Annotated in this window: 21 protein-coding genes and 2 pseudogenes; 8 read left to right on the top strand and 15 right to left on the bottom strand. The window is 44.1% G+C overall.

Annotated features, from left to right (window positions below):
- Nucleotides 1-333: 333 nt before the first annotated feature.
- Entirely contained in the window at nucleotides 334-999 is a 666-nt protein-coding gene (mutH, locus tag AC3CH3_RS02735) for a DNA mismatch repair endonuclease MutH (protein WP_048606845.1), read from the top strand.
- Between the two features lie 88 nt (nucleotides 1000-1087).
- On the opposite strand, the gene AC3CH3_RS02730 is transcribed toward mutH, so the two are convergent.
- From AC3CH3_RS02730 to xerD, 8 genes are all read right to left on the bottom strand, one after another.
- Entirely contained in the window at nucleotides 1088-1399 is a 312-nt protein-coding gene (locus AC3CH3_RS02730; RefSeq protein WP_004735016.1) for a DUF6482 family protein, read from the bottom strand.
- 214 nt (nucleotides 1400-1613) lie between these two features.
- Nucleotides 1614-1865 carry a hypothetical protein gene (locus tag AC3CH3_RS02725; protein WP_017059332.1) on the bottom strand — a complete coding sequence of 84 codons (252 nt, stop codon included), beginning with the start codon at nucleotides 1863-1865 and terminating at the stop codon, nucleotides 1614-1616.
- 567 nt (nucleotides 1866-2432) lie between these two features.
- Nucleotides 2433-3767 carry a cyclic-di-GMP-binding transcriptional regulator VpsR gene (gene vpsR / locus AC3CH3_RS02720; RefSeq protein WP_488537684.1) on the bottom strand — a complete coding sequence of 445 codons (1335 nt, stop codon included), beginning with the start codon at nucleotides 3765-3767 and terminating at the stop codon, nucleotides 2433-2435.
- A 271-nt stretch (nucleotides 3768-4038) separates the two neighbouring features.
- Entirely contained in the window at nucleotides 4039-5571 is a 1533-nt protein-coding gene (gene lysS / locus AC3CH3_RS02715; protein WP_017059330.1) for a lysine--tRNA ligase, read from the bottom strand.
- Nucleotides 5572-5669: 98 nt separating this feature from the next.
- Nucleotides 5670-6768, bottom strand: a protein-coding gene (prfB, locus tag AC3CH3_RS02710) for a peptide chain release factor 2 (RefSeq protein ID WP_102300662.1) whose coding sequence is annotated in 2 segments (ribosomal slippage) — nucleotides 5670-6692 and nucleotides 6694-6768 — 1098 coding nt in all. Because the reading frame shifts where the segments join, the coding sequence is not laid out codon by codon here.
- Between the two features lie 235 nt (nucleotides 6769-7003).
- A complete protein-coding gene (gene recJ / locus AC3CH3_RS02705; RefSeq protein ID WP_017059329.1) occupies nucleotides 7004-8740 on the bottom strand; it encodes a single-stranded-DNA-specific exonuclease RecJ in 1737 nt (578 codons plus the stop codon).
- An 80-nt stretch (nucleotides 8741-8820) separates the two neighbouring features.
- On the bottom strand, nucleotides 8821-9600 hold the full coding sequence (locus AC3CH3_RS02700) for a thioredoxin fold domain-containing protein (protein ID WP_488537683.1): 780 nt from the start codon (nucleotides 9598-9600) through the stop codon (nucleotides 8821-8823).
- A 26-nt stretch (nucleotides 9601-9626) separates the two neighbouring features.
- Nucleotides 9627-10541, bottom strand: a complete 915-nt coding sequence (gene xerD, locus AC3CH3_RS02695) for a site-specific tyrosine recombinase XerD (protein WP_123302199.1) — start codon at nucleotides 10539-10541, stop codon at nucleotides 9627-9629.
- 150 nt (nucleotides 10542-10691) lie between these two features.
- On the opposite strand from xerD, the gene fldB reads away from it, so the two are divergent.
- Entirely contained in the window at nucleotides 10692-11213 is a 522-nt protein-coding gene (fldB, locus tag AC3CH3_RS02690) for a flavodoxin FldB (RefSeq protein ID WP_488537682.1), read from the top strand.
- Between the two features lie 138 nt (nucleotides 11214-11351).
- Here the strand turns inward: fldB and brnQ are convergent, their stop codons facing one another.
- Nucleotides 11352-12665, bottom strand: coding sequence for a branched-chain amino acid transport system II carrier protein (gene brnQ / locus AC3CH3_RS02685; RefSeq protein ID WP_488537681.1), 1314 nt, complete (start codon nucleotides 12663-12665; stop codon nucleotides 11352-11354).
- A 313-nt stretch (nucleotides 12666-12978) separates the two neighbouring features.
- On the opposite strand from brnQ, the gene AC3CH3_RS02680 reads away from it, so the two are divergent.
- Both AC3CH3_RS02680 and srmB read left to right on the top strand, forming a co-directional pair.
- Nucleotides 12979-13707: a tRNA1(Val) (adenine(37)-N6)-methyltransferase gene (locus AC3CH3_RS02680; protein ID WP_488537680.1), complete on the top strand. Its 729-nt coding sequence runs from the start codon at nucleotides 12979-12981 to the stop codon at nucleotides 13705-13707.
- A 107-nt stretch (nucleotides 13708-13814) separates the two neighbouring features.
- Nucleotides 13815-15080 carry an ATP-dependent RNA helicase SrmB gene (srmB, locus tag AC3CH3_RS02675; RefSeq protein ID WP_060983060.1) on the top strand — a complete coding sequence of 422 codons (1266 nt, stop codon included), beginning with the start codon at nucleotides 13815-13817 and terminating at the stop codon, nucleotides 15078-15080.
- 115 nt (nucleotides 15081-15195) lie between these two features.
- On the opposite strand, the gene yaaA is transcribed toward srmB, so the two are convergent.
- Nucleotides 15196-15972 (bottom strand): peroxide stress protein YaaA, encoded by a 777-nt coding sequence (gene yaaA, locus AC3CH3_RS02670; protein ID WP_019820578.1) that lies wholly within the window; start codon nucleotides 15970-15972, stop codon nucleotides 15196-15198.
- A gap of 208 nt (nucleotides 15973-16180) precedes the next feature.
- Nucleotides 16181-17608 carry an alanine/glycine:cation symporter family protein gene (locus AC3CH3_RS02665; RefSeq protein ID WP_032545312.1) on the bottom strand — a complete coding sequence of 476 codons (1428 nt, stop codon included), beginning with the start codon at nucleotides 17606-17608 and terminating at the stop codon, nucleotides 16181-16183.
- Nucleotides 17609-18317: 709 nt separating this feature from the next.
- On the opposite strand from AC3CH3_RS02665, the gene AC3CH3_RS02660 reads away from it, so the two are divergent.
- Complete coding sequence (locus tag AC3CH3_RS02660) at nucleotides 18318-18506, top strand: DUF3545 family protein (RefSeq protein WP_017059319.1); 189 nt, start codon at nucleotides 18318-18320, stop codon at nucleotides 18504-18506.
- A gap of 152 nt (nucleotides 18507-18658) precedes the next feature.
- On the opposite strand, the gene AC3CH3_RS02655 is transcribed toward AC3CH3_RS02660, so the two are convergent.
- From AC3CH3_RS02655 to nfo, 3 genes are all read right to left on the bottom strand, one after another.
- Nucleotides 18659-19210 carry a hemerythrin domain-containing protein gene (locus AC3CH3_RS02655; RefSeq protein ID WP_017070073.1) on the bottom strand — a complete coding sequence of 184 codons (552 nt, stop codon included), beginning with the start codon at nucleotides 19208-19210 and terminating at the stop codon, nucleotides 18659-18661.
- Nucleotides 19211-19296: 86 nt separating this feature from the next.
- The gene (ung, locus tag AC3CH3_RS02650; RefSeq protein WP_488537679.1) at nucleotides 19297-19977 is read right to left on the bottom strand and encodes a uracil-DNA glycosylase; all 681 of its coding nucleotides are present in this window, start codon (nucleotides 19975-19977) and stop codon (nucleotides 19297-19299) included.
- A 397-nt stretch (nucleotides 19978-20374) separates the two neighbouring features.
- Nucleotides 20375-21283 carry a deoxyribonuclease IV gene (gene nfo / locus AC3CH3_RS02645; RefSeq protein ID WP_019820585.1) on the bottom strand — a complete coding sequence of 303 codons (909 nt, stop codon included), beginning with the start codon at nucleotides 21281-21283 and terminating at the stop codon, nucleotides 20375-20377.
- 326 nt (nucleotides 21284-21609) lie between these two features.
- Between nfo and AC3CH3_RS02640 the strand changes: the two are divergent.
- The 3 genes and pseudogenes from AC3CH3_RS02640 to grcA all read left to right on the top strand — a co-directional run.
- A pseudogene (locus AC3CH3_RS02640) lies at nucleotides 21610-21822 on the top strand (autonomous glycyl radical cofactor GrcA); the annotation flags it as partial.
- A 190-nt stretch (nucleotides 21823-22012) separates the two neighbouring features.
- Nucleotides 22013-22225, top strand: a pseudogene (locus AC3CH3_RS02635) (autonomous glycyl radical cofactor GrcA); the annotation flags it as partial.
- Nucleotides 22226-22414: 189 nt separating this feature from the next.
- Complete coding sequence (gene grcA / locus AC3CH3_RS02630; protein WP_488537678.1) at nucleotides 22415-22792, top strand: autonomous glycyl radical cofactor GrcA; 378 nt, start codon at nucleotides 22415-22417, stop codon at nucleotides 22790-22792.
- Nucleotides 22793-22883: 91 nt separating this feature from the next.
- Here grcA and AC3CH3_RS02625 read toward each other — a convergent pair whose 3' ends face one another.
- Nucleotides 22884-25052 carry an NERD domain-containing protein gene (locus tag AC3CH3_RS02625; protein ID WP_488537677.1) on the bottom strand — a complete coding sequence of 723 codons (2169 nt, stop codon included), beginning with the start codon at nucleotides 25050-25052 and terminating at the stop codon, nucleotides 22884-22886.
- Between the last annotated feature and the right edge of the window lie 109 nt (nucleotides 25053-25161).

Raw genomic sequence — 25161 nt, 5'->3', positions numbered from 1 at the left:
ACAAATCAAACGATTAAAATAATATTTTGGTTTTAAAAAACATTGGAAATGTAAAAGATCTTTCAGAAACCTGACGTGGTTAAAGATCAACCACTCCGATGTTTATCCACACTACCAAGTGAAAGATTCATTTTGAACCCCATTTGGCAAGCATTTTATCCACCATAAACCCCTGTTTATTTATCCACTAAATTAATATTTCAATTAATTACCTTTATGTCCTGTGGATAACCCTGATTTTGATCCCTTTCATCGCAAGGAGATCATTTCTTAACCAGTCGTCATTTGGTGATAATTTCTGATAAAATCGTTTTTTTGATCATGCCTTTTATTATGAAACCAGAACCACAAACACAACAAGAGCTGTTGGAGCGCGCGTATGCCATCGCCGGAATGACCTTTAAAGAGCTCGCCGACGAAGCCGAGATGGTGATGCCAAACGACCTTAAGCGTGATAAAGGCTGGGTTGGGCAGCTATTGGAATGGCACTTGGGTGCACCTGCAGGCAGTAAACCAGAGCAAGATTTTGCCAAGCTCGGGATCGAGCTAAAAAGCATTCCGATTGGCTACTCTGGCAAGCCACTCGAAACCACCTTTGTGTGTGTTGCGCCTTTGATGGGTGTGCAAGGCATAACTTGGGAAACCAGTCACGTTCGAAACAAGCTGTCCAAGGTACTGTGGATCCCTGTCGAGGGAGAAAGAGAGATCCCGCTAGCGGAGAGGCATGTAGGATCCCCATTATTATGGACACCTAGCCAAGCGGAAGATGAACTCTTGAAACGAGATTGGGAAGAACTGATGGAGTTGATCGTTTTAGGCAATGTTGAACAGATAACAGCAAGACACGGTGAAGCACTGCATTTACGTCCGAAGGCTGCTAACAGTCGTGTGTTAACGGAAGCTTACGGTGCAAGTGGAAAACCTATCAAAACCAAACCACGCGGTTTCTATCTACGAACTCAATTCACCCACAAATTGCTGACAACACATTACGCATAGATCGTTTAATCTAGCCTCGATAGCCAAAACTATCAGTGCGTTACAAAACAGTCTGTAATTAGAATCAATCTCGCGCTACAAACGACTCTTAATGAGGTTTAAGCGCCAGTTCAATATCGCAGTAGCTTTGGCTTGGCTCATTACCAAACTCATCATAGGCGTTGTGTAAGCGAAGATACGCCTTTTCAAAGCCGAGCCGGAGTAACTCCTCTTTCACTTGATCCAAGGATCCAAAATGAAGCGGCTCGCCGTCTTGCTTTACCGGTTCTAGCTTGTGTTTGTACTCCACCGCCAATAGATATTCTGAAATATCAGAACAGCCAATAACGTACACTTTCGGTGTTTGATAAGAGTCTTTGTGCTCTCCATGTAACCACATGTCTAATTGATGCTTTTGCATAGCCGGCCTCCCTTGCTCTATAAAGCTTAGTAGAACTCTTTTCCTTTACTAGATAACGACTTAAAAAAGCACAAATCTCGGCTTAAAAAAGCAAAAAAGAGAAGCAAGCGCTTCTCTTTTTTGGCCAGTTCTAGTTCAAAAGTTTGCACTTTCGACGCCATAACTATCACTGTTAATTATCTTAGGGGTCGAAAGGTGCTATCAACCCCGCAGATTACGTCGGTATTCGCGCACTTAAGACACGACGAAGGTGACGTACTCGACGTTCAATCGTGACGACTTCTGGTTCAGAAAAACCAATCGGTCGACCGTCAGCTTCAAGACCAATATCTCTTAATAAGTGAGTATTGTTCCATGGCAGCTCATATGAACTACGACGAACTTTTCGTTGCCATTCACGCTCTTCACGACGAAGATCGGCACGGATAAGGACTGTTGCTAATTTTAAATATACTGAGTGACGCATAATAACTCTCCAGTTGTTGAATCAACTGAGGAAAAATAGCGTGTTAGATAGTATGAAGGCTTCTCACTTAGCTGCTATTTTTCCGCAGCCAAATAAGGGTACGGATCTATTAGTTAGGTTTATCTTGGGTGTTTCGATCGGCCATGGCTGATGTGAGTGACATATCAGTCACCATGTCAGTACACGGATCAAACGACGCGCAAATATGCTGTATAAAATCGAAATGTTTCATTTGCGCCTCCAAACTAACTAAAAAATCCAAAAAAAATGGGGAAGTAAAAGCAGACAAGTCTTTGTTAAATCGTTGCTTTCACGGTTAAAGTCTAACCAAGTGAGTATATTATTCAACCGCTAATTGGTTAACATTTTTAAAACAATGCATTCGCCTGAAATATCAGTTGCATATTCATTTGTATATAACATATTCACTATGATTATATAAAATCACAGCATATCTCTCTTAGGGTCGAACCAGAAAACAACGGACTATCCTTCAGAAACAAAAAAGCCACATAGATACGTGGCCTTTAATTTACGGTGACTGAATAAAGTCATGTAGAAAAGAGTCTAAACAACCCCTTCAGAGATTAGGCTGTGTTTATTGAGCAAGCGGTACATCGTCGCTCGTGATACACCGAGCTCCTTAGCTGCCAACGAAACCTGACCACCGTAAGATTCCAAAACAATTAACAATGCATCGCGCTCTGAGCGTTCTCGAATACTCTTCAAGCTTCGGCGTTCATCATTCTGTTTCGGTAAATCCAGTTGGTGCTCCTCAATGATCACAGCATCAGACATCAACACAACACGCTTAATCTGATTCATCAGCTCACGCACATTTCCAGGCCAATGGTAGCGATTCATCGAACGGATAGCATCGTCTGAGAAGCTCTTCGCTTGAGCATTAAACTCTTTCGAGTACTCACGCAGAAAATGATTCGCCAGTACTGAAATATCGCTCACACGTTCTTTTAAGCTTGGAACATGAATACGCAGAACATTGATGTAGTGATAGAGCTCTTCATTAAAATCGCCCTCGATCAACGCCTTCTCGATATCAGAGGAGTTCGCGGCCAGAATACGCACATCAACGGATTTAGGTCCATTAGCGGTTTCAATCTTACCCTCTTGTAAAAAGCGCAACAGATTCAGTTGTTGATTGCGTGGTATCGCTAAAACATCATTAAGCAAGATGGTTCCGCCATCGGCTTCTTCCAACATACAAGGCGCTGTCGCTGGCTGTGCCGAGATGCCAAACACCTCGGCCTCTATTCTCATTTCAGACAAGGCACGGCAGTTAACCGTTAAAAATGGTTTCTGAGCTCGTGACGAGTTTTGATGAATCGAGCGTGCAATCGTCTCTTTACCCGCCCCACTCTCGCCATAAATCAAGATACTGACATCCGTCGGCCCAATGCGCTTTACCTGGTCTCTCAAGCGCTTCACGGCCACAGAGTCGCCAAGCAAACCCATATTGTTGTTGATGCCGTAGTTTGGCCATACTTTCTGCTCAAGCTTAAGCATACCCAATTGGTGACCAATGGTACTCAGCAATTGAGCATCTGGGATTGGCGCCGTGAAAAAGTCGATACAGAAGTTGACGATAAACTGGCAGATCGTATCAGAGCTTAATTGAGACTCACGGATAAAGGCGAGCCATCTCACTTGCTTGTTATTGCTCACAAGGTTTGCAATACCGTTGAGACTGAACTCATCATGACTAAGATCGACAATACCAATACATGGGCCAATATCAGCAATCAAGGCATCGGCTTTTCGTAAATCTGCACACTGGGTACACTGCCAACCCACTTGTTCTAACACTGATAACCAGGGTTCGTACGCACCACCAACGACGATAAGAGAACCTGGTAAGGAATCCATCTTAAATTGAGTTCCCATCCTTCTTCCTTATTCTATTTTTATTTAAATCAGACTAATACGAGTCACTGCTTCATCGTTCGACAAAATGCCGCGAGATCGTATTCAGAGCAGAGACGTATAGTAGTGAGACTATCTTAGATTTTGTGTCTCAATAGTAAGACTATGTCAGAAATAACGATTTTTCGAATCAAGAGTGCGGTACAGACTAGGTTTTGAAGCCCAAAAACAGAAAAAGCCACCCGAAGGTGGCTTTTTAATTACATAGGCTGTTACGCCCTATAAGCGAGAATTACGCTTGTGGACGCATTGCCGGGAACAAGATCACGTCACGGATTGTGTGCGTGTTTGTAAATAGCATTGCTAGACGGTCGATACCGATACCTTGACCCGCTGTTGGCGGTAGGCCGTGCTCTAGTGCAGTAATGTAGTCTGCATCGTAGTACATCGCTTCGTCATCACCCGCGTCTTTCGCGTTAACTTGCGCTTTGAAACGCTCGTCTTGGTCTTGTGCATCGTTAAGCTCAGAGAAACCATTCGCTACTTCACGGCCACCGATGAAGAACTCAAAACGGTCTGTGAAGAATGGGTTGTCATCGCTACGACGTGCTAGAGGAGAGATGTCCGCTGGGTAGCCAGTGATGAACGTTGGTTGAATTAGCTGAGGCTCAGCCGTTTCACCAAAGATCTCTTCTAGAAGCTGACCACATGTCCAGAACGTTTCTACGTCTACGTGTACAGATTTTGCGATAGCAACCATCTTCTCACGGTCTTGTAGGTCTGCTTCTGTTAGCGCTTGAATCTCAGCGTGCTCAGGGTTGTAGTGTTTGATTGCATCGAACATGCTCATGCGAGCGTAAGTGCCACCGAACTCAACCGTTTCGTCACCGTAAGGCATAGAAGTAGAACCAAGAACGTCCATTGCTGCCGTGCTTAGCATCTCTTCTGTCAGATCCATAAGGTCTTTATAGTCAGAGTACGCTTGGTAGAATTCCATCATTGTGAATTCTGGGTTGTGACGCGGAGATAGACCTTCGTTACGGAAGTTACGGTTGATCTCGAATACACGGTCAAAACCACCAACCACTAGTCGCTTAAGGTAAAGCTCTGGTGCAACACGTAGGTACATGTCGATGTCTAGTGCATTGTGATGAGTGATGAATGGACGTGCAGTTGCGCCACCCGGGATCACGTGCATCATTGGCGTTTCAACTTCTAGGTAGCCTTTCGCGCTCATGAAGTTACGGATTGAAGATACTAGCTTAGAACGCACGATGAATGCATTGCGAGAGTCTTCGTTCACGATTAGGTCAACGTAACGCTGACGGTAACGCATCTCTTGATCAGTTAGACCGTGGAACTTCTCTGGTAGAGGGCGAAGTGCTTTCGTTAGCAATTCAAACTCTTCCATGTTCACGTAAAGGTCGCCTTTACCCGATTTGTGAAGCGCACCTTTAACACCGATGATGTCACCGATATCTAGGCCTTGGTACTTCTCTTTCAGTACTTTTTGTACGTCTTTCGCTGCGTATGCTTGGATACGACCAGAAGTTTCTTGAATCGCAAGGAATGGACCACGCTTCGCCATAACACGACCAGCGATCGCAACGATGTGGTTAAGCTCTTCTAGCTCTTCCTTAGTCTTCTCACCGAATTCCGCTTGAAGATCGCCAGCTAGGTGCTCACGACGGAAGTCATTTGGGTGACCGTTAGCTTTGCAGTTTTGGCGGATGTGATCCAGCTTGCTGCGGCGCTCAGCGATTAGTTTGTTCTCTTCAGGTGAAGAAGCTTCTTGTGCGTTTTCGTTTTGAACAGCATCAGTCATTAGAGATGTACCCTGCTTTTAAAATTTGGACCGCTATATTTTTGCAAATATAGGCATTTTTACCAATATTATTGGTAAAGCTTAATAGTTGATAAAGCTTACAGACCTGATTTCAGGCTAGCTTCAATAAACTTGTCTAAGTCACCGTCAAGAACCGCTTGAGTATTACGGTTTTCGATGCCGGTGCGTAAATCTTTGATACGAGAATCATCCAGTACGTAAGAGCGGATCTGACTGCCCCAACCGATGTCTGATTTCGTTTCTTCGCTCGCTTGTTTTTCAGCATTTTGTTTTTGAATCTCAAGTTCAAAAAGCTTAGCACGTAGCTGCTTCATCGCTTGATCTTTGTTCTTATGCTGCGAACGATCATTCTGACACTGAACCACGGTGTTGGTCGGAACGTGAGTAATACGTACCGCCGATTCCGTGGTGTTTACGTGTTGACCACCAGCGCCAGAGGCACGGTATACGTCAATACGTAGGTCAGAAGGATTAATGTCGATCGTAATGTTGTCATCAATCTCAGGATAGATAAACGCAGATGCAAATGAAGTATGACGACGACCACTTGAATCAAATGGTGACTTACGAACTAGACGGTGAACACCAGTCTCTGTGCGTAACCAACCGTAAGCATACTCACCAGAAATACGTACCGTTGCGCCTTTAAGGCCAGCAACATCACCATCCGACACTTCGATAACTTCAGTCTTGAAGCCTTTCGAATCTGCCCAACGTAAGTACATGCGCAACATCATTGAAGTCCAGTCTTGAGCTTCTGTACCGCCCGAGCCTGACTGTAAATCGATGTAGCAATCTGATGCATCGTGATCACCAGAGAACATACGACGGAATTCCAGCTTCTCTAGCTTAGCTTCAAGCTCGGCCAGTTCTGGTTCAATTTCATCGAACGTTTCTTGATCTTCTTCTTCAACCGCAAGCTCTAATAGGCCATCAACATCCTCAACACCTTGGTCAAGTTGGTCGATCGTTTCTACTACCGCTTCTAATGCAGAACGTTCTTTACCTAGCGCTTGTGCACGCTCAGGTTCGTTCCATACATCCGGTTGTTCTAATTCTGCGTTTACTTCTTCTAGACGCTCTTGCTTAGCGTCATAGTCAAAGATACCCCCTCAGGATATTTGTGCGCTCAGACACATCCTGCAGACGGTTTTTTATAGGATTGATTTCAAACATTTTAGCTCATCATTTATGAGTAGAATTTAACCGGAGAATTGTACTCAAAAGTGTGACGGAGATACAGAATTTTTTAGAGTGGCGAACGAAGATTCAACAACTTAATGGGATATAAAATTGACAGGCAGAAAAAACACGTAAAATTTGTAAGGGCAGGAAGGAAAACAAGCCCTGTTTTTGAACAGAGCTTGTTGAATCTGGCGCTATAGGATGAGCATTATTGAGCCCAAAATAACTATTTGGCTTCGATATGATCAATCATCAGCTGCAACGATTGGTTGCCGCGAAATTCGTTGATATCGAGCTTAAATGCAAGGTGAACGGTTTTCACCGAGGCATCTGGCCAGCGACGTAGGTCGACGTTAAAGGCAATACCGTCAATCATCACATTGGTTGGATGACCTTTGTATAGCGGCTCAAGCATCAGCTTAAGGTGCTTTTCACCCACCAACTTTTGGTGCAGCACTTTAAATTCACCGTCGAAGATTGGCTCAGGGAAAGCTTGTCCCCACGGGCCACCTGAACGCAGCGTTTCAGCAGTGTGCATCGAGAACTCTTCTGGTAACAGCTCTCCGTCAGACAAGATAATGCCCTTCAGTGCTGTTTCTCCAAGTTCATTCTTCACCACATCATTGAACAGCTTGCTGAAGCGTTCAAAATCCTTTTCCATGATCGTTAAGCCAGCAGCCATTGCGTGGCCACCAAACTTAAGAATCAAGCCTGGGTTTTGAGTGTCGATACGGTCTAGCGCATCGCGCATGTGCAAACCCGGAATCGAGCGACAAGAGCCCTTAATGCTTCCTTCGCCACCATCTGCAAACGCAATCACTGGGCGGTGGTATTTATCTTTGATACGTGAAGCCAATATACCAATCACACCTTGGTGCCAATCACGTTGGAATAGGGCTAAGCCAGACGGTAGGTCATCTTTACCAAATTCAAGGCGCTCACAAAAAGCCATCGCTTCTTGTTTCATGCCCTCTTCGATCTCTTTACGGGTTTGGTTCAAGCCATCTAATTCACTGGCCATTCGACGCGCGGCGTGAATGTTATTGCTCATCAACAACTCAACACCAAACGACATATCATCCAATCGGCCTGCCGCATTGATACGTGGGCCAAGTGCAAAACCAAAATCAGAAGCGACCAAACGCTTAGCGTCTCGCTTAGCAATTTCAATCAAGGCCTGAATACCCGGGCGCGCTTTGCCTGCACGGATACGCTGCAAACCTTGATGAACCAAAATACGGTTATTTTCATCGAGTGGTACCACATCCGCAACAGTACCCAGCGCCACAAGGTCAATCAGTTCCATCAACTTAGGTTCTGTCATGCCGCGCTCTGCAAACCAACCCAACTTACGCATGTGAACACACAATGCCATCATCAGATAAAAAGCGACACCAACACCCGCTAGGGCTTTCGAAGGAAAAGCACAGCTCTCAAGGTTTGGGTTAACCATCGCATCGACCATTGGCAGTTCATTGCCCGGCAAGTGATGGTCGGTAACCAGAACCTCTAGTCCTTTCTCTTTAGCGAAACGAACACCTTCAATAGAAGAGACACCGTTATCAACCGTCATGATCACTTCGGCGCCAAGCTCGATTGCCTGTTCGACAACCTCAGGGCTCAAGCCATAACCATCTTCAAAACGGTTTGGTACCAGATAATCGACGTTAGAACTGCCCAACATACGTAGAGCAAGTACGGACAACGCTGAACTGGTTGCGCCATCGGCATCAAAGTCACCAACAATGATGATGCGTTTTTGCTGCTGAATGGCCTTGAACAACAGTTCAACCGCAGCATCAATGCCACCCAGTTTTTGATAAGAGTGCAAGCCTTTCGCTGCTGTCTCTAGTTGGTCAGCACTGTCGATTCCACGACTCACATAAATACGCTTTAATAAGTCAGGTAAGTGAGCAGGTAAGACTGAAATGTCGACCTCTGGACGGCGTTGGATCTCTATCATATAAAAATGGGCCCGATATCAATCAGGCCACTCCTTAAATCAAAAACATGGGGGGATAAATGGCAATACAGAAAACGAGATTATTGCTCTAAACGTTGAAGAAGTTGTGCTGGCGGCAAGTAACCACTCACCAACTCACCACTTGCTAGTACGATAGCCGGTGTACCATTGATGCCAAGCTCACGACCCAATTGGTATTGTTTAGCAATGATCTGCTTCTGCTCTGCTAGGTCTTTACCAGACGCTGGCATTTGACGATTTACTTTAGCGTCATGCATAGCTGTTTTTGGATCATCTGACGCCCAGATTGCCGCCATTTGATCAGCCACTTGTCCTGTCGCGCCTTGACGCGGGTAAGCCATGTAACGAACGGTAATACCCAGATCGTTGTAGCCCTGCATTTGGCTGTGCAGACGAACACAGTAGCCACAGGTAATATCCGTAAATACCGTCACAACGTACTTTTCGTTATCAGCTTTATATTCGATAACCGTACCCGACATTGCTGCTACTTTTTCAGCATTCAACGGAGCTTGACGCTCAGCCAAAACATCACTGAACTTGCCGTTGTCATCCAAAGAGTAAAGTGTACCGGCTAGAAAATGGTCGCCCTTAGGAGAAGAAAAGATAATGCCGCTGTTGGTTTGAACTTCTAAAAGACCATCGATATCCGAAGGAACAATCTTATCGACCTTAATGCCGATCTTTTCAAAACGCTTAGTTAACGCTGCAGTATCAATAGCTTGAGCAGGAGCAGCTTCTACGGCTGTTGACGTTGTTTCTACTTTCGCTTCTGATGCATTACATGCAGTAATCATAAGAGGAAGCGCTAGTAGAGGAAGACGGCGTAATACGCTCATTAAGTTCACCTTAAAAATAAATGGATTTAAGCACGTGGGTGATGCTGCGCGTGAATTTGCTTCAGCCTTTCAGTCGCCACGTGAGTATAAATTTGGGTTGTCGATAAGTCACTATGCCCAAGTAACATCTGTACGACCCTGAGATCTGCGCCATAGTTCAGTAAATGCGTCGCAAAAGCGTGTCTCAATACGTGGGGTGACAACAATTCTGTGTCGATACCGGCGACGACCGAGTAGTGCTTGATACGATACCAGAACGTCTGACGGGTCATTTGCTTGGCGCGTTTACTCGGAAAAACCACATCGGAACTGTTTTCACCGAGTAGATGTGGACGACCTTGTTCAATAAAAGTCTCTATCCAATCCACCGCATTTTCGCCCATGGGTACCAAGCGTTCTTTGCCACCCTTACCAATAACACGCACCACGCCCTGTCTTAGGCTGATGTTTTCCATCGTCAAGCTAACCAGTTCTGTCACACGCAAACCGGTTGCATAGAGTAACTCAAGCATCGCCTTATCGCGAAGCTCAATCGGATCGTTCGGATCTGGCGCATCGAGCAAAGCGTCCACCTGCTCTTCGCTCAAATCTTTCGGCAAGCGTTGTGGCAGCTTCGGGCTGATCAACAAGGCACTTGGATCATCACCTCTGATTTTCTCGCGGTGTAAGTATTGGAACAAGCGACGAATCGCCGACAACATACGGGCACGAGAAGTCTGCTTAAAATCAGCGTCAACTAACCAGCCTTGATAATCCTGTAACCCTGAAAGGCTGATGAAGTCGAGGCGGTAATTGTTCTTTTCCATCCACGCTAATAACTTGGACAAATCGGTACGGTACGAAACCAGCGTATTCTCCGATAATCCTCGCTCCATCCACATAGCATCTAAAAACTGCTCAACGAGACCGTGGTCTGCGCTCTGCCCTTGAGGCGACTGCATAGTGTTACTCACAATATTGGAAACTGTTTTGAGAGTATGTCAGAGCAAATATGAATGCCATAAAAATTACGACTTGAGCGGATAATCGCTGCAATCGAAGTCGATTTATGGTTAGAATTCGCCATCTGAAATTAAAATCGAACGTTTGCTATGAAAATTGGATTATTTTACGGCTCAACCACCTGCTATACCGAAATGGCAGCAGAGAAAATTCGCGGCATTATTGGTGAAGACCTAGTTGATATCCATAACGTGAAAGAAACCCCTCTTTCATTGATGGCGGACTACGACCTTTTACTGCTTGGTATCTCAACGTGGGACTTCGGTGAAATCCAAGAAGATTGGAATGAACTGTGGGAAGACATCGCAACCACGCCAATGAAAGGCAAGGTTGTGGCTCTGTTTGGTTTAGGTGACCAAGAAGGCTACGGCGAATGGTTCCTTGATGCGATGGGTCTGTTGCATGATGAACTGAAAACCGCGGGGGCAGAGTTTGTGGGTTTCTGGCCAAACGATGACAGCTACGAGTTCGAAGCGTCTAAAGCATTAACGGCAGACAAATCTCAATTCGTTGGTTTGGCGCTTGATGAAGATTCACAATACGAGCTTAGCGACGACCGTATTGCAAGCTGGGTTGAGCAAGTTCTAGTTGAATACAGCGAAAAGCTATAACCAAACAGAAATGTCCCCGGCTAACTAAGTAACTAGCTGAATATAAAAAGACCACAGAATACAAAAAGGCCTCATTACTGCGAAGTAATGAGGCCTTTTCTATTTCATCTCGAAGGACAATCTAATCTCAACGGAAGATTAAACAGTCTCTTCAGCCATCTCTTGTTCTGTTGACTTGCCAACAAAGAACATACATATGATTGCAGCCGTTGTTGGAAGCAACCAACCCATACCGATCTCAAACAGTGGCAGCATCTTAAGTGCAGACACGTCTACACCCGCAACTTTAGCGCCATCAATAAGAGCAAACAGCAGTGACACTAATACCACTCCGCGGTAAGCCGCTTTTGGATTAGGGAAACGGCTACGCAAGAATGTCAGAGCAACCAACGCGATAGCGACTGGGTACAGTGCAAACAGTACTGGAACAGACAGAGAAATCAGTTGAGAAAGACCAACGTTCGCAACAGTTGCACAAGCGACACCGTTGATGATTACCCAAGTCTTGTAAGACAGAGGCGTTAGCGAGCTGAAGTAATCAGAACATGCTGACACAAGGCCAATCGCCGTAGTTAGACACGCTAACAGTACGATCACAGAAAGCACTAGCTGACCAGAAGGACCAAACAACGATTGAACGTATAGGCTTAAGATCGCGCCGCCATTGTCGGCACCGGCTGCGACTGTTGCACTTGTTGCGCCTAGGAAGAATAGAGAGATGTAAACAAACGCTAGACCCGCTGCGGCAATACAACCCGCGCTAATTAGGTACTTAGTCGTCGCTGCACGGTCAGTAATGCCCTTGCTACGAATCGCATCAACAATCAGCATACCAAACATCAATGAAGCAAAAGTATCCATGGTGTTGTAGCCTTCAAGGAAACCTTTGGTCAGAGGTTGAGTGATGTACTCACCGTGAGCCGCAAGAATATCGCCTTGAGGGTTAACGAACACAGCAATCGCCAGTACAACCAAACCAACGAACAGTGCAGGTGTTAGTACCTTACCAATGACGTCAATAAGCTTACCTTGCGACCATGAGAAGAACATCGCTACGACAAAAAATGCAATTGAAAAGAGAGTTAGGTGAGCTTGAGAGGCATCGATGAAGAACGGTTTCACCGCCATCTCATAGGCAACAAGGCCAGTACGCGGTGCAGCAAATGCAGGACCGATAATGATAAAGATCAGCACAGCCATGATGGTTGCAGCTTTCTTAGGAAGATCTTTAGTTAAGTGACCCCAAGAGCCACCAGCCACCGCGACCGCGACGATAGTGATTAACGGCAGACCAACGGCAGTCAGCAGAAAACCAGACATCGCTGGAAGGAAGTGATCACCAGCTAATTGGCCAGCTAGAGGTGGGAAGATGATGTTACCCGCACCCAAGAAAAACGCAAAAAGCATAAAGCCCAATGCCATTATATCTGTTAGTTTTAGACTCTGTTTCACAGATAATCCTTAATTATATTTATGAATTTATGTTGTGCTTACATGAATGTTACAGCTCAAAGCTGCCAATCAATTATAAAATAGTCGCGCATAATGACGAAACAACTGGCTAGCTGCAAGCCACCACACAAAAACACCATATAAATTTGCATATGAGAACAAAAAGCAGTGGATTCCACTAGCTATAGAAAAATAGCCACAATTATAAACTAACCATAATTCACAACAATAGTTTTTCAAGCAGAACATTGATCCATACAAGCGATTAACATTAGAGCTAATCACTTAAAATATCTCGATACTCAGAACATTAATGAAAGACAAAACCGTGCAAACTAAAAGCTTCAATTTTAAGCATTTCTCAATTTACGGCGGGCAAAGCGGTATGCCAGTCAGTACCGATGGCGTATTACTTGGCGCATGGGTAAGCCTGCCACAAAGATCATGTGTACTCGATATTGGAACAGGAACAGGTCTGCTGGCCTTAATGGCAGCGCAGCGTTTTGAGGATGCTTTAATCTCTGCGATAGATATTGATCAACACGCCATTGATGCTGCCACAGTCAATATTGAGCAATCGCCTTGGCCAGATCGTATCTCCCTTCATCACGGCAGCGTGTTAACAGCCGACTTTCCACAAAGGTTTGATGCGATCATCTGTAACCCGCCCTACTTCAACTCTGGAGAACAGGCGCAACAAAGCCAAAGAGCCACCGCCAGACACACCGACAGCTTGGATCACTTAGCGCTTACCCAGCGTTGTTTTGAGCTAACCACTGAATTCGCGACTGCCAGTTTCATCCTACCGACGCCTGAGGGGGAAGGTTTTATCAAGCTTGCCGAGCAATGTGGTTGGTATCTAGCAAAACGCCTTGATGTGAAAACAACAGATAAAAAGCCAACTAGCCGAATTTTATTCGAGTTATCTAAAGATCCTGCTTGCGAGCAAGATTTGCAGCGCGAATCGCTTACAATTCACCACCAAGGTGGTTATAGCGAAGCATTTATTGCGCTCACGAAAGATTTTTATCTCAAGATGTAGCAAATACCATGTGATCCTAATCACTAATGCTTCTATAATGTCCGACTACTCTTTTTTATCGTCTGCTTTTTGAGGCAGAAACATTTATTGCTTGTGGAGAAACAACAGTGATCAGAACCTTTGCAGAACTCGATCTAAACCAAGAGCTGCTTAAAGCAATTGACGAAATGGGCTACGAACGTCCAACACAGATACAAGCTGAAGCAATCCCACAAGCGTTAGATGGAAGAGACGTTTTGGCTTCTGCGCCAACAGGTACTGGTAAAACAGCATCATTTGTATTGCCAGCACTGCAATACCTACTGGATTTCCCACGTAAGAAATCTGGCCCTGCACGTATGCTTATCCTGACGCCAACGCGTGAGCTAGCAATGCAGATCACCGAACAAGCACGTGAGCTTGCTAAATACACCAGCCTAAATATCTTCACGATCACGGGCGGTGTGATGTACCAAGAGCACGCAGATATCTTAAGTACAACTCAAGATATCGTAGTAGCAACACCTGGCCGCTTGATGGAATACATCGAAGGCGAGCGTTTTGATTGTCGTGCAATTGAATGGCTGGTTCTAGATGAAGCCGACCGTATGCTAGACATGGGCTTTGGCCCTGTTGTTGACCGTCTGTCTGCAGAATGTCGCTGGCGTAAACAAACTTTACTGTTCTCAGCAACGCTAGAAGGTAAAGGCATTGAAGGCTTCACTGAAGACCTACTGAAAAACCCAGCAGAGATCGATGCGAAATCATCACTTCGTGAGCGTAAGAAAATCACTCAGTGGTACCACCGTGCAGACACAGCAGAGCACAAGCTGAGCATCCTAAAACACATCATCACAGAACAAGCTGAGCGCAGCATCGTATTCTTGAAGACACGTGATCGTCTAGGTGATCTACGAGCTCAACTTGAAAGCGCGCAAATCCCATGTGCATGGATCCAAGGTGAAATGCCTCAAGATCGTCGTAACAACGCGATTGCTCGTTTCCGTGACGGTTCTGTAAACGTACTGCTAGCGACTGACGTTGCGGCGCGTGGTATCGACCTTCCAGACGTAAGCCACGTAATCAACTACGACATGCCACGTACGGCTGACGTATACCTACACCGTATTGGCCGTACGGCTCGTGCTGGTAAAAAAGGTAACGCGGTTTCTATCATTGAAGCGCACGATCAACTAATGATTGAGCGTGTGGCTCGTTACACAGATGAACCAATCAAAGAGCGCTTCATCGAAGGCATGCGCCCTACGCATAAGAAAGCGGCCGTGACTAAGAAGAAGAAGCCGAAGAAAGAAGATAAGAAAGCGGTAGAGAAACAAAAAATCGCGAAGAAGAAAAAAATCGCGAAGAAAAAGAAAGCAGCAAAGAAGAAGTAATCTACCAGCTTCAACGATTCAATAAAAAAGCCCCATGCAGTTCGCTGCATGGGGCTTTTCTCTATCTGGTCTGTTATCAGGCTAAAACCGAGAGCTACTCGTTAGCCAAGGACTACTAGTTTTGCTCTTCGCGCTTAAAGACAAGCTCTTTCGCGTTCGACTCTTCTTCAACGAAGTAGTAGCCCGCCGTATCAAACTGGGTCAGCGCCTCAGCCGAGTCGATCTTGTTCTCGATGATGTAGCGAGCCATCATGCCACGCGCTTTCTTCGCGTAGAAACTGATCACCTTGTACTGACCGTTCTTGCAGTCTTTGAAGACAGGGGTAATCACTTGGCCATCCAAGTTCTTCGGCTTCACGGCTTTAAAGTATTCGTTAGACGCTAGGTTGATCAACACATTATCGCCTTGAGCATTCAATGCTTCATTCAGCTTGTCTGTGATGATGTTGCCCCAGAACTGGTACAAGTTAGTACCACGAGCATTGGCTAAGCGTGTCCCCATCTCTAGGCGGTATGGCTGCATCAAATCCAACGGCTTAAGCAAGCCATATAACCCAGAAAGCATGCGCAGGTGGTCTTGTGCGTAGTCAAAATCTTCATCCGATAGCGTTTCAGCGTCTAGGCCAGTGTATACATCGCCCTTAAAGGCTAGGATTGCTTGGCGTGCGTTGTCTTGGGTAAAGGTCTCGCTCCACTGCTCAAAGCGCGCTACGTTCAACCCTGCGATCTTATCGCTGACTTTCATCAGTGCAGAAATATCTACTGGCGTCAGTTTGCGGCACTCTTCAATCAGCTCAGCAGAGTGTTCAACAAACTCTGGCTGACTAAAGCGTTCCGTCGCTAATGGTGATTCGTAATCAAGTGTTTTGGCTGGAGAAACGACAACTAACATAACTTTACCCTAATCGGTTATCTAACTGGATGCTGCTAGAGTATAGAAAAAACATCAACTTGTCTTTATGACTCTTCCTATTACTTCGATAGGGAGAATGAGCTTCGATAGACAGAATGAGACAAATGACAGGCAAAGAAAAAGGCTAAGGTCGAAACCTTAGCCTTTCTAATCACTTTAGGATGAGCTGTTTATCGCTCCAACAAGATTACTTCTTGTTGTTGTCCCAAATACCGTCTTCCAGCTGAGACTTAAGCTCTGGGAAGTCATTCGAATCGAATGTTGGTACTTTACCCGCGTCTAGTTGGCGATTGTAGTCTTTCGCTAGCTTAATCACGATACCTGATAGCAGGATAATCGCCACCAAGTTAACAATCGCCATTAGGCCCATCGATACGTCAGCCAGAGCCCATACCGTTGGTAGAGTTGCTAGAGAACCGAACATAACCATACCCAGAACAACGATACGGAATAGCACTAGGCCTTTCTTGTTGTTGTGCTCAAGGAAGATAAGGTTCGTTTCAGCGTACGAGTAGTTTGCAATGATTGAAGTGAAAGCGAAGAAGAAAATCGCTACCGCGACAAAGATGCCACCCCATTCGCCAACTTGTGCTGTTAGTGCACGTTGCGTTAATTCGATACCCGTTACTTCACCGTGTGGTACATACTCACCAGACATCAGGATGATAGCTACTGTTGCTGAACAGATAACAATGGTGTCCATGAACACGCCTAGCATTTGCACGTAACCTTGTGATGCTGGGTGCGGTGGGTAAGGCGTAGCAGAAGCTGCTGCGTTTGGCGCAGAACCCATACCCGCTTCGTTCGAGAACAAACCACGTTTGATACCGTTAATCATCGCTTGTGCGATTGCGTAACCTAAGCCACCCGCTGCTGCTTCTTGCAGACCGAATGCACTCTTGAAGATAAGAGCCAGTACTTCAGGCACTTTCTCGATGTTCGCGAACATCACGTACATAGCGATCGCTAGGTAAGCCAATGCCATGATTGGAACGATGATTTCTGCTGTGCGTGCAATCTTACGGATACCACCGAAGATAACGAATGCAGAGATGATTACGATACCCACACCAACGTAGCTACGCTCAAGGTCGAATGCAGTGTTCATTGCGCTTGCAATCGCGTTCGCTTGAACCGCGTTGAATACAAGACCAAATGCAATGATTAGGAAGATAGAGAATAGAACCCCCATCCAACGCATGCCTAGGCCTTTCTCCATGTAGTATGCAGGGCCGCCGCGGTAGTTACCGTCGTTATCACGCGTTTTGTATAGCTGTGCCAGTGTGCTTTCTGCAAATGATGTTGCCATACCTAGCATTGCGATTAGCCACATCCAGAAGATAGCACCAGGGCCACCAGCGGTTAGTGCTACAGCAACACCTGCCATGTTACCCGTACCTACACGAGCAGCGAGACTAGTACAAAGAGCTTGGAAAGAAGAGATACCAGCACTGTCTGCTTTACGGCTGTTTCTAAGAACAGAGAACATGTGGCCGAAATGGCGGAATTGAATGAAGCCTAGTCGTACAGTGAAGTAGATACCCACACCAACCAGTAAGTAAACTAAGATAGATCCCCAAAGGAGATCGTTCATCAAATTGATTAAGTCTGTCACGTGAACCTCGTAATTGAGTTTAAGCACCGATCATGCTTCCTAGCCTTCCTCTTAATCGCCTATGCCTCTGTCAATGTTGTGTCGGCACTCTTGTTATATTCTTGCGGCGATTGAGACTGTAAATGTCGCTTCATGCATCCATTTTACGTATCAGTGTATTTTTTGACGGGCGGATAATGCAGCGAGACGGCCTAAAAATCAATATGCAAATGCACTTATATTAAAATGACATTTCACTAATAACACACCTTTTGTTAACACAACTTTCAACAATGCAGCCCAATAAAAGTCACATTATCGGGACATAATATCAACAACAGCCACGGCACTACCCCAACAAGAACATCATCCTATAAAAATGACGTCAGCCTAGGTTTTACAAGGTATAGTGAAGATCTTCGTTTTTTTCTAGGCCAATGAGATCCCTATACCGCACGGCCCCGTATGCACCTCAATGTATCGTAGTCAAAACGCTATTCCATTCGCACAATGAATTAACATTCAATAACCCCCAATTTAATCGTTTACTTAGGTTTGTTTGCTTGTTTTTTATACATAATAATTCTCACAATGTGTGAGCATGCATAAGAAAATAGAACAAAAGATTCATAGATTTGAAACAAATGAGAAACAAATCAAAGTTATTGTGAACCTAAATATGATATTTATTGGTTCGCAAGAACTAGTCCCACGGAAGGAGATATGGCTTATGGATAGCTTTCAATTCGATGAAGTATCAGAACTAGAAATGCCTCGTGTAACTCAAAAATCACGCTCGAAACCACTCAAGCGTAAGTGGCGTGAAATCGAAGCCATCAACGATCGTAGGCAGCTTGAGAAAGAGCTGAGAGAGATGAACCTAGGTCTTGATTTTAGCCTTGACGATATAAAGCTTTAATCAGCACGATAAGAAATCAGATAGCAAAAGGCACCTATTTAGGTGCCTTTTTTATTTTTTGAGGTAGTTAATCCGCTCAAAGCGCCATTTGGAAACCAAACCTCTAATATAGAGGACACCTAAAAATAGGTGCGTTTCAACATTAAAACAGGCTAAACGCACTCTTGTTCATTTTGTCGAACCCGAGCCGCGAGTTGGCGATATTGATCGGCGATGGTCTCTCCAAAAACAGGGTCATCTTCCGGTTGAAGCCATTGAGACTCCACTTCTTGCCAATCCTTCACCGTGAACGCCTCAACAATCATGGGTAGCACATGCTTCTCTTCATATTCCATGTGCTTTCGCTGAGCTTTAACAAACGCTTCAAGCTGCTCAATAAAGACTTGCTGAGGAACCACCGCATCTTGAAGGATCATATCGACCAAACCTAAAAAGTCCGCCGTTTTCTCAGAAAGCAATTGATGCTCTAACTCCAAGTCTTCAATCGCTTGCTCGCTGCCATATTGCTTAAGATAGTAGCGATAAATGACGTCTTCTTTAGGGTGATGCACTTTGTCTGAATGGTTCATAAGGTAATGAACCACCTCTGCGATCAGGCTATAGTTTATTTCTCGCTCCTGTTTCAGAAACTCTAACTTACTGTTGAGTATCGCGAGTAAGCGAGCCATATAGCCATGCTCTCGTCTTATCCTTTCAATCATCATAGTATTGCACTCCGTTACACCTACTATTCATAAGTGTATACGAATATGCTGATTTATGATTTGACCCTGCTCAGAAAACCACCAACCTACACTTCTGTTGGTAAACGCCAGTCAATAGGTTGTTGATCCATAGAAGAAAGCAGCTTGTTGGTTGTAGAGAAGTGCTGACAACCGAAGAAGCCACGGCGTGCCGATAATGGCGATGGGTGAGGTGAAACCAACACATGATGCTTGTCGTCATCAATCGCTTGGCCTTTCTTCTGGGCGTGTGTGCCCCACAACAAAAAGATGATCGGTTTAGAGCGCTGATTGAGCTCAGCAATAATGGCATCAGTAAAGGTTTCCCAGCCACACTTAGCATGTGAGTGTGCTTTTGCCTCTTCGACTGTAAGGACAGTGTTCAACATCAACACCCCTTGCGATGCCCAAGAATCGAGATAACCATGACTAGGAATCTCAAAGCCCTCTATATCTTGTGCAAGCTCTTTGTACATATTGCGTAGAGAAGGTGGGATTTTCACACCAGGAAGCACTGAGAATGCTAAGCCGTGAGCTTGGTTAGCACCGTGATAAGGATCTTGCCCTAAGATAACCACTCGCACGGACTCGAAAGGCGTCATATCAAAGGCACTGAACACCTGTTCTTGTGGCGGGTAGACGGTTTTGCCACTATTACGTTGCTGTTCAACAAACGCGAGCACACTCTGAAAGTACTCTTTATCACGTTCATCATTAATAATGGATTCCCAAGTCTTTGGTGCGCTCATCGTTTTACTTCCCAATCATCAAGGTTTCTAGCGGCTTTCGCCAGACAAAAAAATAGCTGTATCGGCTAACTGTCCTAAATAGGGCTCTAGTTATACCTCATACAGCTATCAATAAACATGATGTGTAGGGTTCACTTGTTGATGAATCATAATAATCAGTTCAAGTTGTGTTTATCTCGATTAACCACTTTTCTGCTGTGTACGATGGTGTCCGTGGTTATGCACGTGACGGTTTGGTGTAGGTAAACGGCGTGCGACAGCAATAGTTGAAGTTTGGGTGATTGAATACATAAAGGCACCTCCTCTAAGACATCGTGAACTACATATTCACTTTAATACTATGAAAGAAAGGTGCCAGTTATTAGAAATAGACGGAAATAAATTTTCCCCTCTATTATTACGCTTCTTCGCTCGCTAGCGTTGCTGAGCGATGAAATATTCTAAGTTGTTGAATTTCCTCTTTCCATATGGTCGAATCAATGGTTTCCAAGATAAGAGGGATACCATTAAAGCGAGAATCAGAGGCAATATACTCAAAACAATCCCAGCCAATTTCGCCTTTTCCCAAAGAATGGTGTCGATCGACTCGGCTCGCGAACTCAGCTTTTGAATCATTGATGTGCATTGCTCTTAGATAGTGCATACCCACGATGCGGTCGAACTCAGCAAAAGTATGCTCACACGCCTCTTTTGTACGTAAGTCATAACCAGCAGTAAACGTATGGCAGGTGTCTAAGCACACACCCACACGTGACTTATCTTCTACCTGCTCGATAATCTCGGCTAGATGTTCAAACTTCCAACCCAGATTAGTGCCCTGCCCAGACGTATTCTCGATCACTGCGATTACGTCAGGTACCGCTTGATGAGCTAGGTTGATCGATTCAGCGATCTTCGCCAAACATTCGCTTTCTGAGATTTTCTTCAAATGACTCCCAGGATGAAAATTTAAAAGCGTTAATCCAAGTTGATTACAACGCTCCATTTCATCAATAAAAGCCGCGCGTGATTTCTCTAGCTTCTCTTCTTCTGGTGCTCCTAGGTTAATCAGGTAGGAGTCATGAGGAAGAATGTGTTCAGCACCGAAGCCCAACATTTTGCAATTGGCTTTAAAGGCACTAATGGTTTTCGCTTCTAGCGGTTTTGCCGCCCACTGTCTCTGGTTCTTGGTAAACAGTGCAAACGCATTGGCTCCTATTTCTCGTGCACGCATAGGCGCCTGATCAACACCACCAGCAGCCGAGACATGAGCGCCAATAAACTTAATATTTGTTTCCGGTTTTGAGGATGAATTATTGTTTGTCATTAAATCACTTTACACTTTCAGAATGCTTAATAAATAAAGGGTCGTATCGGTTGCAGTTCAATAAAAACACAGCAAATGTAGTAAACTTACAACAAATGTGGCTGTTAAATATTTTTTATACTTTAAAATATTTTGTAATTACTTTGTTTTCAAAGGTTTTATTGATTTACCTCAATATAATCACCTTTGTAAAAATATGGTTTTTGGTTGTTTTTTGACTTAAATCAATGTTAACCTTACTAATATTAGGTATATATTACCCAGCTCAATAAAAATCGAAAGTTAACACCATAATCAAACCACATTCAGTGGACTAGGAGATAGTTATGATCCAAGGTATTCAAATTACTAAAGCAGCAAACGATGACCTACTAAACTCAATCTGGCTACTAGATAGCGAGAAGAATGAAGCTCGTTGTGTTGTTGCTACTGCAGGTTTCGAAGCTGACCAAGTTATCTCAGCTGCAGACCTAGGCGAGTACGAAAGCCGTGAAGTTGCAATCGAAGCAGCACCACGCATCGAAGGTGGCCAACACCTTTAACGTTGGAGAGATAGACTACTAAAAAGTATGATTTAAGCTCTTCAAAGCCTTTATCAACAAGGGTTTTGATAGTCATAAGAGCCTAAAATCATCGTACTTTTCATTAGTCATATTTTTCCGACTAAGAAACAAAGTAAAGCTCAGAATAAGTCATAAAATTTAAAATAAAATCCAAAGGAAACCCACTATGATCCAAGGCATTCAAATTACAAAAGCAGCTAACGATTCACTACTGAACTCAATCTGGTTGCTAGACACTGAAAAGAACGAAGCTCGTTGTGTTGCAGCGACTTCTGGCTACGAAGCTGACCAAGTAGTTCCAGCTACTGATCTAGGTGAATATGAGTCTCGTGAAGTTGCAATCGAAGCGGCTCCGAAGATCGAAGGCGGCCAGCACCTATAACGTTGGAGAGATAGACTACTAAAAAGTATGATTTATGCTCTTCAAAGCCTTTCTCAACAATGGTTTTGACAGTCATAAGGGTAAAAAATCATCGTACTTTTCAATAGTCATATTTTTCGACTAAAGAACAAAGTAAAGCTCAGAATAAGTCATAAAATTTAAAATCAAATCAAAAGGAAAACCACTATGATCCAAGGTATTCAAATCACAAAAGCAGCTAACGATTCACTACTGAACTCAATCTGGTTGCTAGACACTGAAAAGAACGAAGCTCGTTGTGTTGCAGCAACTTCTGGCTACGAAGCTGACCAAGTAGTTCCAGCTACTGATCTAGGTGAATACGAGTCTCGTGAAGTTGCAATCGAAGCGGCTCCGAAGATCGAAGGCGGTCAACACCTGAACGTGAATGTGCTCCGTCGTGAAACTCTAGAAGATGCTGTTAAGCACCCTGAAGAGTACCCTCAGCTAACAATCCGTGTATCTGGTTACGCTGTGCGCTTCAACTCTCTAACTCCAGAACAACAACGTGACGTTATCGCACGTACGTTTACTGAATCTCTATAAGGTAGTTCAGTTTAGAGAAAAAAGGCGCTCAATGAGCGCCTTTTTTGTACTTGTTAGCACAAGTGGGTAAGGCGTTACCTGCACTTCCCCATTAGATACAGCATCGCTTATATTTTTTTCCGCTACCACAGGGGCATAAGGAGTTACGTCCTACTTTCCCCCTAGTCTTCCGATTGCCTTGAAAGTCAACCCGTCCATTTTTCACTTCATGTAATTCGCTTATCTTAGGTAAGCTCTCGACCAATTTGTCCATAGAAATTGAGGGTTCCCATTTTGACCGATGATAGGTAGCAAATCTAAACCTCGAAGAAACAGGATTAATGCACAAACCTACCCACTCATCAGCCTTGCATGTGTACTTTCTCTTTTCACAGTGACTTGCCAGACGTTTACTCGATATATCATCCGCATCATTGTTAACATGGATCGTTAAGCCTTTTCTTGCCTCTAATATTGGTAAGGTGGCATCGTGATGTTTGTTATCTTTTCTGTGAAGCGCAACCATTTGTGAAATGGCATCATTAATAATATTTCCAGAATCTTCACTGAGCGAGAGAATGTGGAACCCTAATTTCATTAGGCCCAAGTCGCATGAGTCTTTGATATCATCAATGATGTTACCAATGTGTGTTCCAGAATAATTTGTGAGTATTCCTCTTGGTGTTCTAGGTATATGTTCAAAACCGTCTTCACGTCTTGCTAACATTGCTAGCTCTAGTGATGAAGAGACGTCATCATCAAGCATTACCATATCTGGATTTTCGACAAAATATAGGTTTTGAATGATATAACACGAAAGTGTTGTTAACTCATGATTAGATTGAATTGAGTCACCATAATCGCTTCTCTTGATAAAGAAATCTAAAAAATACAATGGCGAGCTTAGCAATTCTGTCATCATGTCTATCAAGAACACATCCATTACGTATGGGTGCTTAATAGTTTCAGTAACGGCATGCTTCAAAAAGTGCTGTGCTTGGGAGGCTAAAGCAGGGTAGTGATCAGAAACAATGCATACAGGAAATATCGATTCATAGTCATGTGTCAAAGCAACAACATTTCCCTCTTCGTCCTTAAACGTAACATCTTTTCTTTGAAGTAGTTCAGAACAAAGGTAGCTTTGGTCATACGCATCCTGAACAGCAGCTTTGAAGTCTGACTTAAGTTGCTTTGAGTTTCCTTTTCTAGCCTCAATCGTAAGCTTCTTTGATTTCGCTTGTACCACGATTGCATAGTTACCATGAACTACCAGAACATCAATTTCACCCGCCTTGTTTTTCCCATCGTATATATCAATGTTTGTGTATACATTTTGAGGGGAGAACACTTTTCTTAGGCGATTCGCTGTAAATTCTTCTGTGAACTCACCCCTGTGGTCGCTCGCTATCTTTTTATAGGTATTATCTCCATTAAACCAGAAGAAGGGGCTTTCATATAAAGATTCCCAATTAGAGAAAGATAAGAAAGAAGCAAATGAATTATCACCTAGCTTGAGAATTGGGAAAGCGTTCCTATGGTTAAAGTCATCAGCACTAGAGAATGCACTCATTCCACTAGTGGGTGATGAGGACAGCGCAGAAAGAACATTCAAAATGACGTCTTTACTAAGCCCAGACTGACTATCTAATTCATCGGCACTAAAGAAAAAAGCTGAGGAGAACTGCGCCTGATTTTCATTTTGGAAAGTCTTAGGTACAAAGGCATTAAGCTTCATCAGTTGTAGCTTATCAATAGTCTCCAAAACAGTTACGGCGTCCTCAATGACAAAGCCTTTGTTTTCCTTGAGCCATTCGTTATCTTTTTGGTATCTGATTTTTACTAAATCACGATACTGGTGCTTAAATACACTCTCCCCACTATAGAAGATAGCCTCCCTTATGAAAGCGGATTCATTTATTACATTCTTGAATGATTCTAGCGTTTCCAGTGCGCTGTCAATGCCTTTCACATTGTAAAATGACCTGTGCAGCTCCTCGAACAAACTATAAACCTGCTTAGCATATTCAAGTGTTTCACTAAGTGTTAAACTGCCGCCAGAAACCCCTGATTTGCACATCAAGCCATAGAGTGTTGCTAGCTCGGTGCGGCATAATTTGGAGCGATCAAAATTGTTAGCAAAGGCTTCTTCGTCTAAGGTGCCATTTTCCCCATGGACAAATGTATCTTTCCAGCATAAAAATGATAAAACATCGATAAACCCTTCGTTGGAAGATAGTTGCTCTAGCTCATCGAAAATTTCTTGTTCTGTTCTTTTTGTCATTCATTCTATCCTTCTGATATTTAATGCCTTTTCATGTCAGAACTTGATTAAACACCTTACCCTTATATAAATGGTTATCGAAAAATATAGGTACTCTTTAGGATTCTTA

Source organism: Vibrio sp. QJM3NY_35 (genome assembly GCF_057785915.1).
This window is presented reverse-complemented; position numbering and strand designations above follow the sequence as displayed.

Bases quoted from the DNA above. Each gene is read 5' to 3' on its own strand.
- mutH (WP_048606845.1), top strand. From the start codon at position 334: ATGAAACCAGAACCACAAACACAACAAGAGCTGTTGGAGCGCGCGTAT.
- AC3CH3_RS02730 (WP_004735016.1), bottom strand. From the start codon at position 1,399: ATGCAAAAGCATCAATTAGACATGTGGTTACATGGAGAGCACAAAGAC.
- AC3CH3_RS02725 (WP_017059332.1), bottom strand. From the start codon at position 1,865: ATGCGTCACTCAGTATATTTAAAATTAGCAACAGTCCTTATCCGTGCC.
- vpsR (WP_488537684.1), bottom strand. From the start codon at position 3,767: ATGGGAACTCAATTTAAGATGGATTCCTTACCAGGTTCTCTTATCGTC.
- lysS (WP_017059330.1), bottom strand. From the start codon at position 5,571: ATGACTGATGCTGTTCAAAACGAAAACGCACAAGAAGCTTCTTCACCT.
- recJ (WP_017059329.1), bottom strand. From the start codon at position 8,740: ATGATAGAGATCCAACGCCGTCCAGAGGTCGACATTTCAGTCTTACCT.
- AC3CH3_RS02700 (WP_488537683.1), bottom strand. From the start codon at position 9,600: ATGAGCGTATTACGCCGTCTTCCTCTACTAGCGCTTCCTCTTATGATT.
- xerD (WP_123302199.1), bottom strand. From the start codon at position 10,541: ATGCAGTCGCCTCAAGGGCAGAGCGCAGACCACGGTCTCGTTGAGCAG.
- fldB (WP_488537682.1), top strand. From the start codon at position 10,692: ATGAAAATTGGATTATTTTACGGCTCAACCACCTGCTATACCGAAATG.
- AC3CH3_RS02680 (WP_488537680.1), top strand. From the start codon at position 12,979: ATGAAAGACAAAACCGTGCAAACTAAAAGCTTCAATTTTAAGCATTTC.
- yaaA (WP_019820578.1), bottom strand. From the start codon at position 15,972: ATGTTAGTTGTCGTTTCTCCAGCCAAAACACTTGATTACGAATCACCA.
- AC3CH3_RS02660 (WP_017059319.1), top strand. From the start codon at position 18,318: ATGGATAGCTTTCAATTCGATGAAGTATCAGAACTAGAAATGCCTCGT.
- AC3CH3_RS02655 (WP_017070073.1), bottom strand. From the start codon at position 19,210: ATGATGATTGAAAGGATAAGACGAGAGCATGGCTATATGGCTCGCTTA.
- ung (WP_488537679.1), bottom strand. From the start codon at position 19,977: ATGAGCGCACCAAAGACTTGGGAATCCATTATTAATGATGAACGTGAT.
- nfo (WP_019820585.1), bottom strand. From the start codon at position 21,283: ATGACAAACAATAATTCATCCTCAAAACCGGAAACAAATATTAAGTTT.
- grcA (WP_488537678.1), top strand. From the start codon at position 22,415: ATGATCCAAGGTATTCAAATCACAAAAGCAGCTAACGATTCACTACTG.
- AC3CH3_RS02625 (WP_488537677.1), bottom strand. From the start codon at position 25,052: ATGACAAAAAGAACAGAACAAGAAATTTTCGATGAGCTAGAGCAACTA.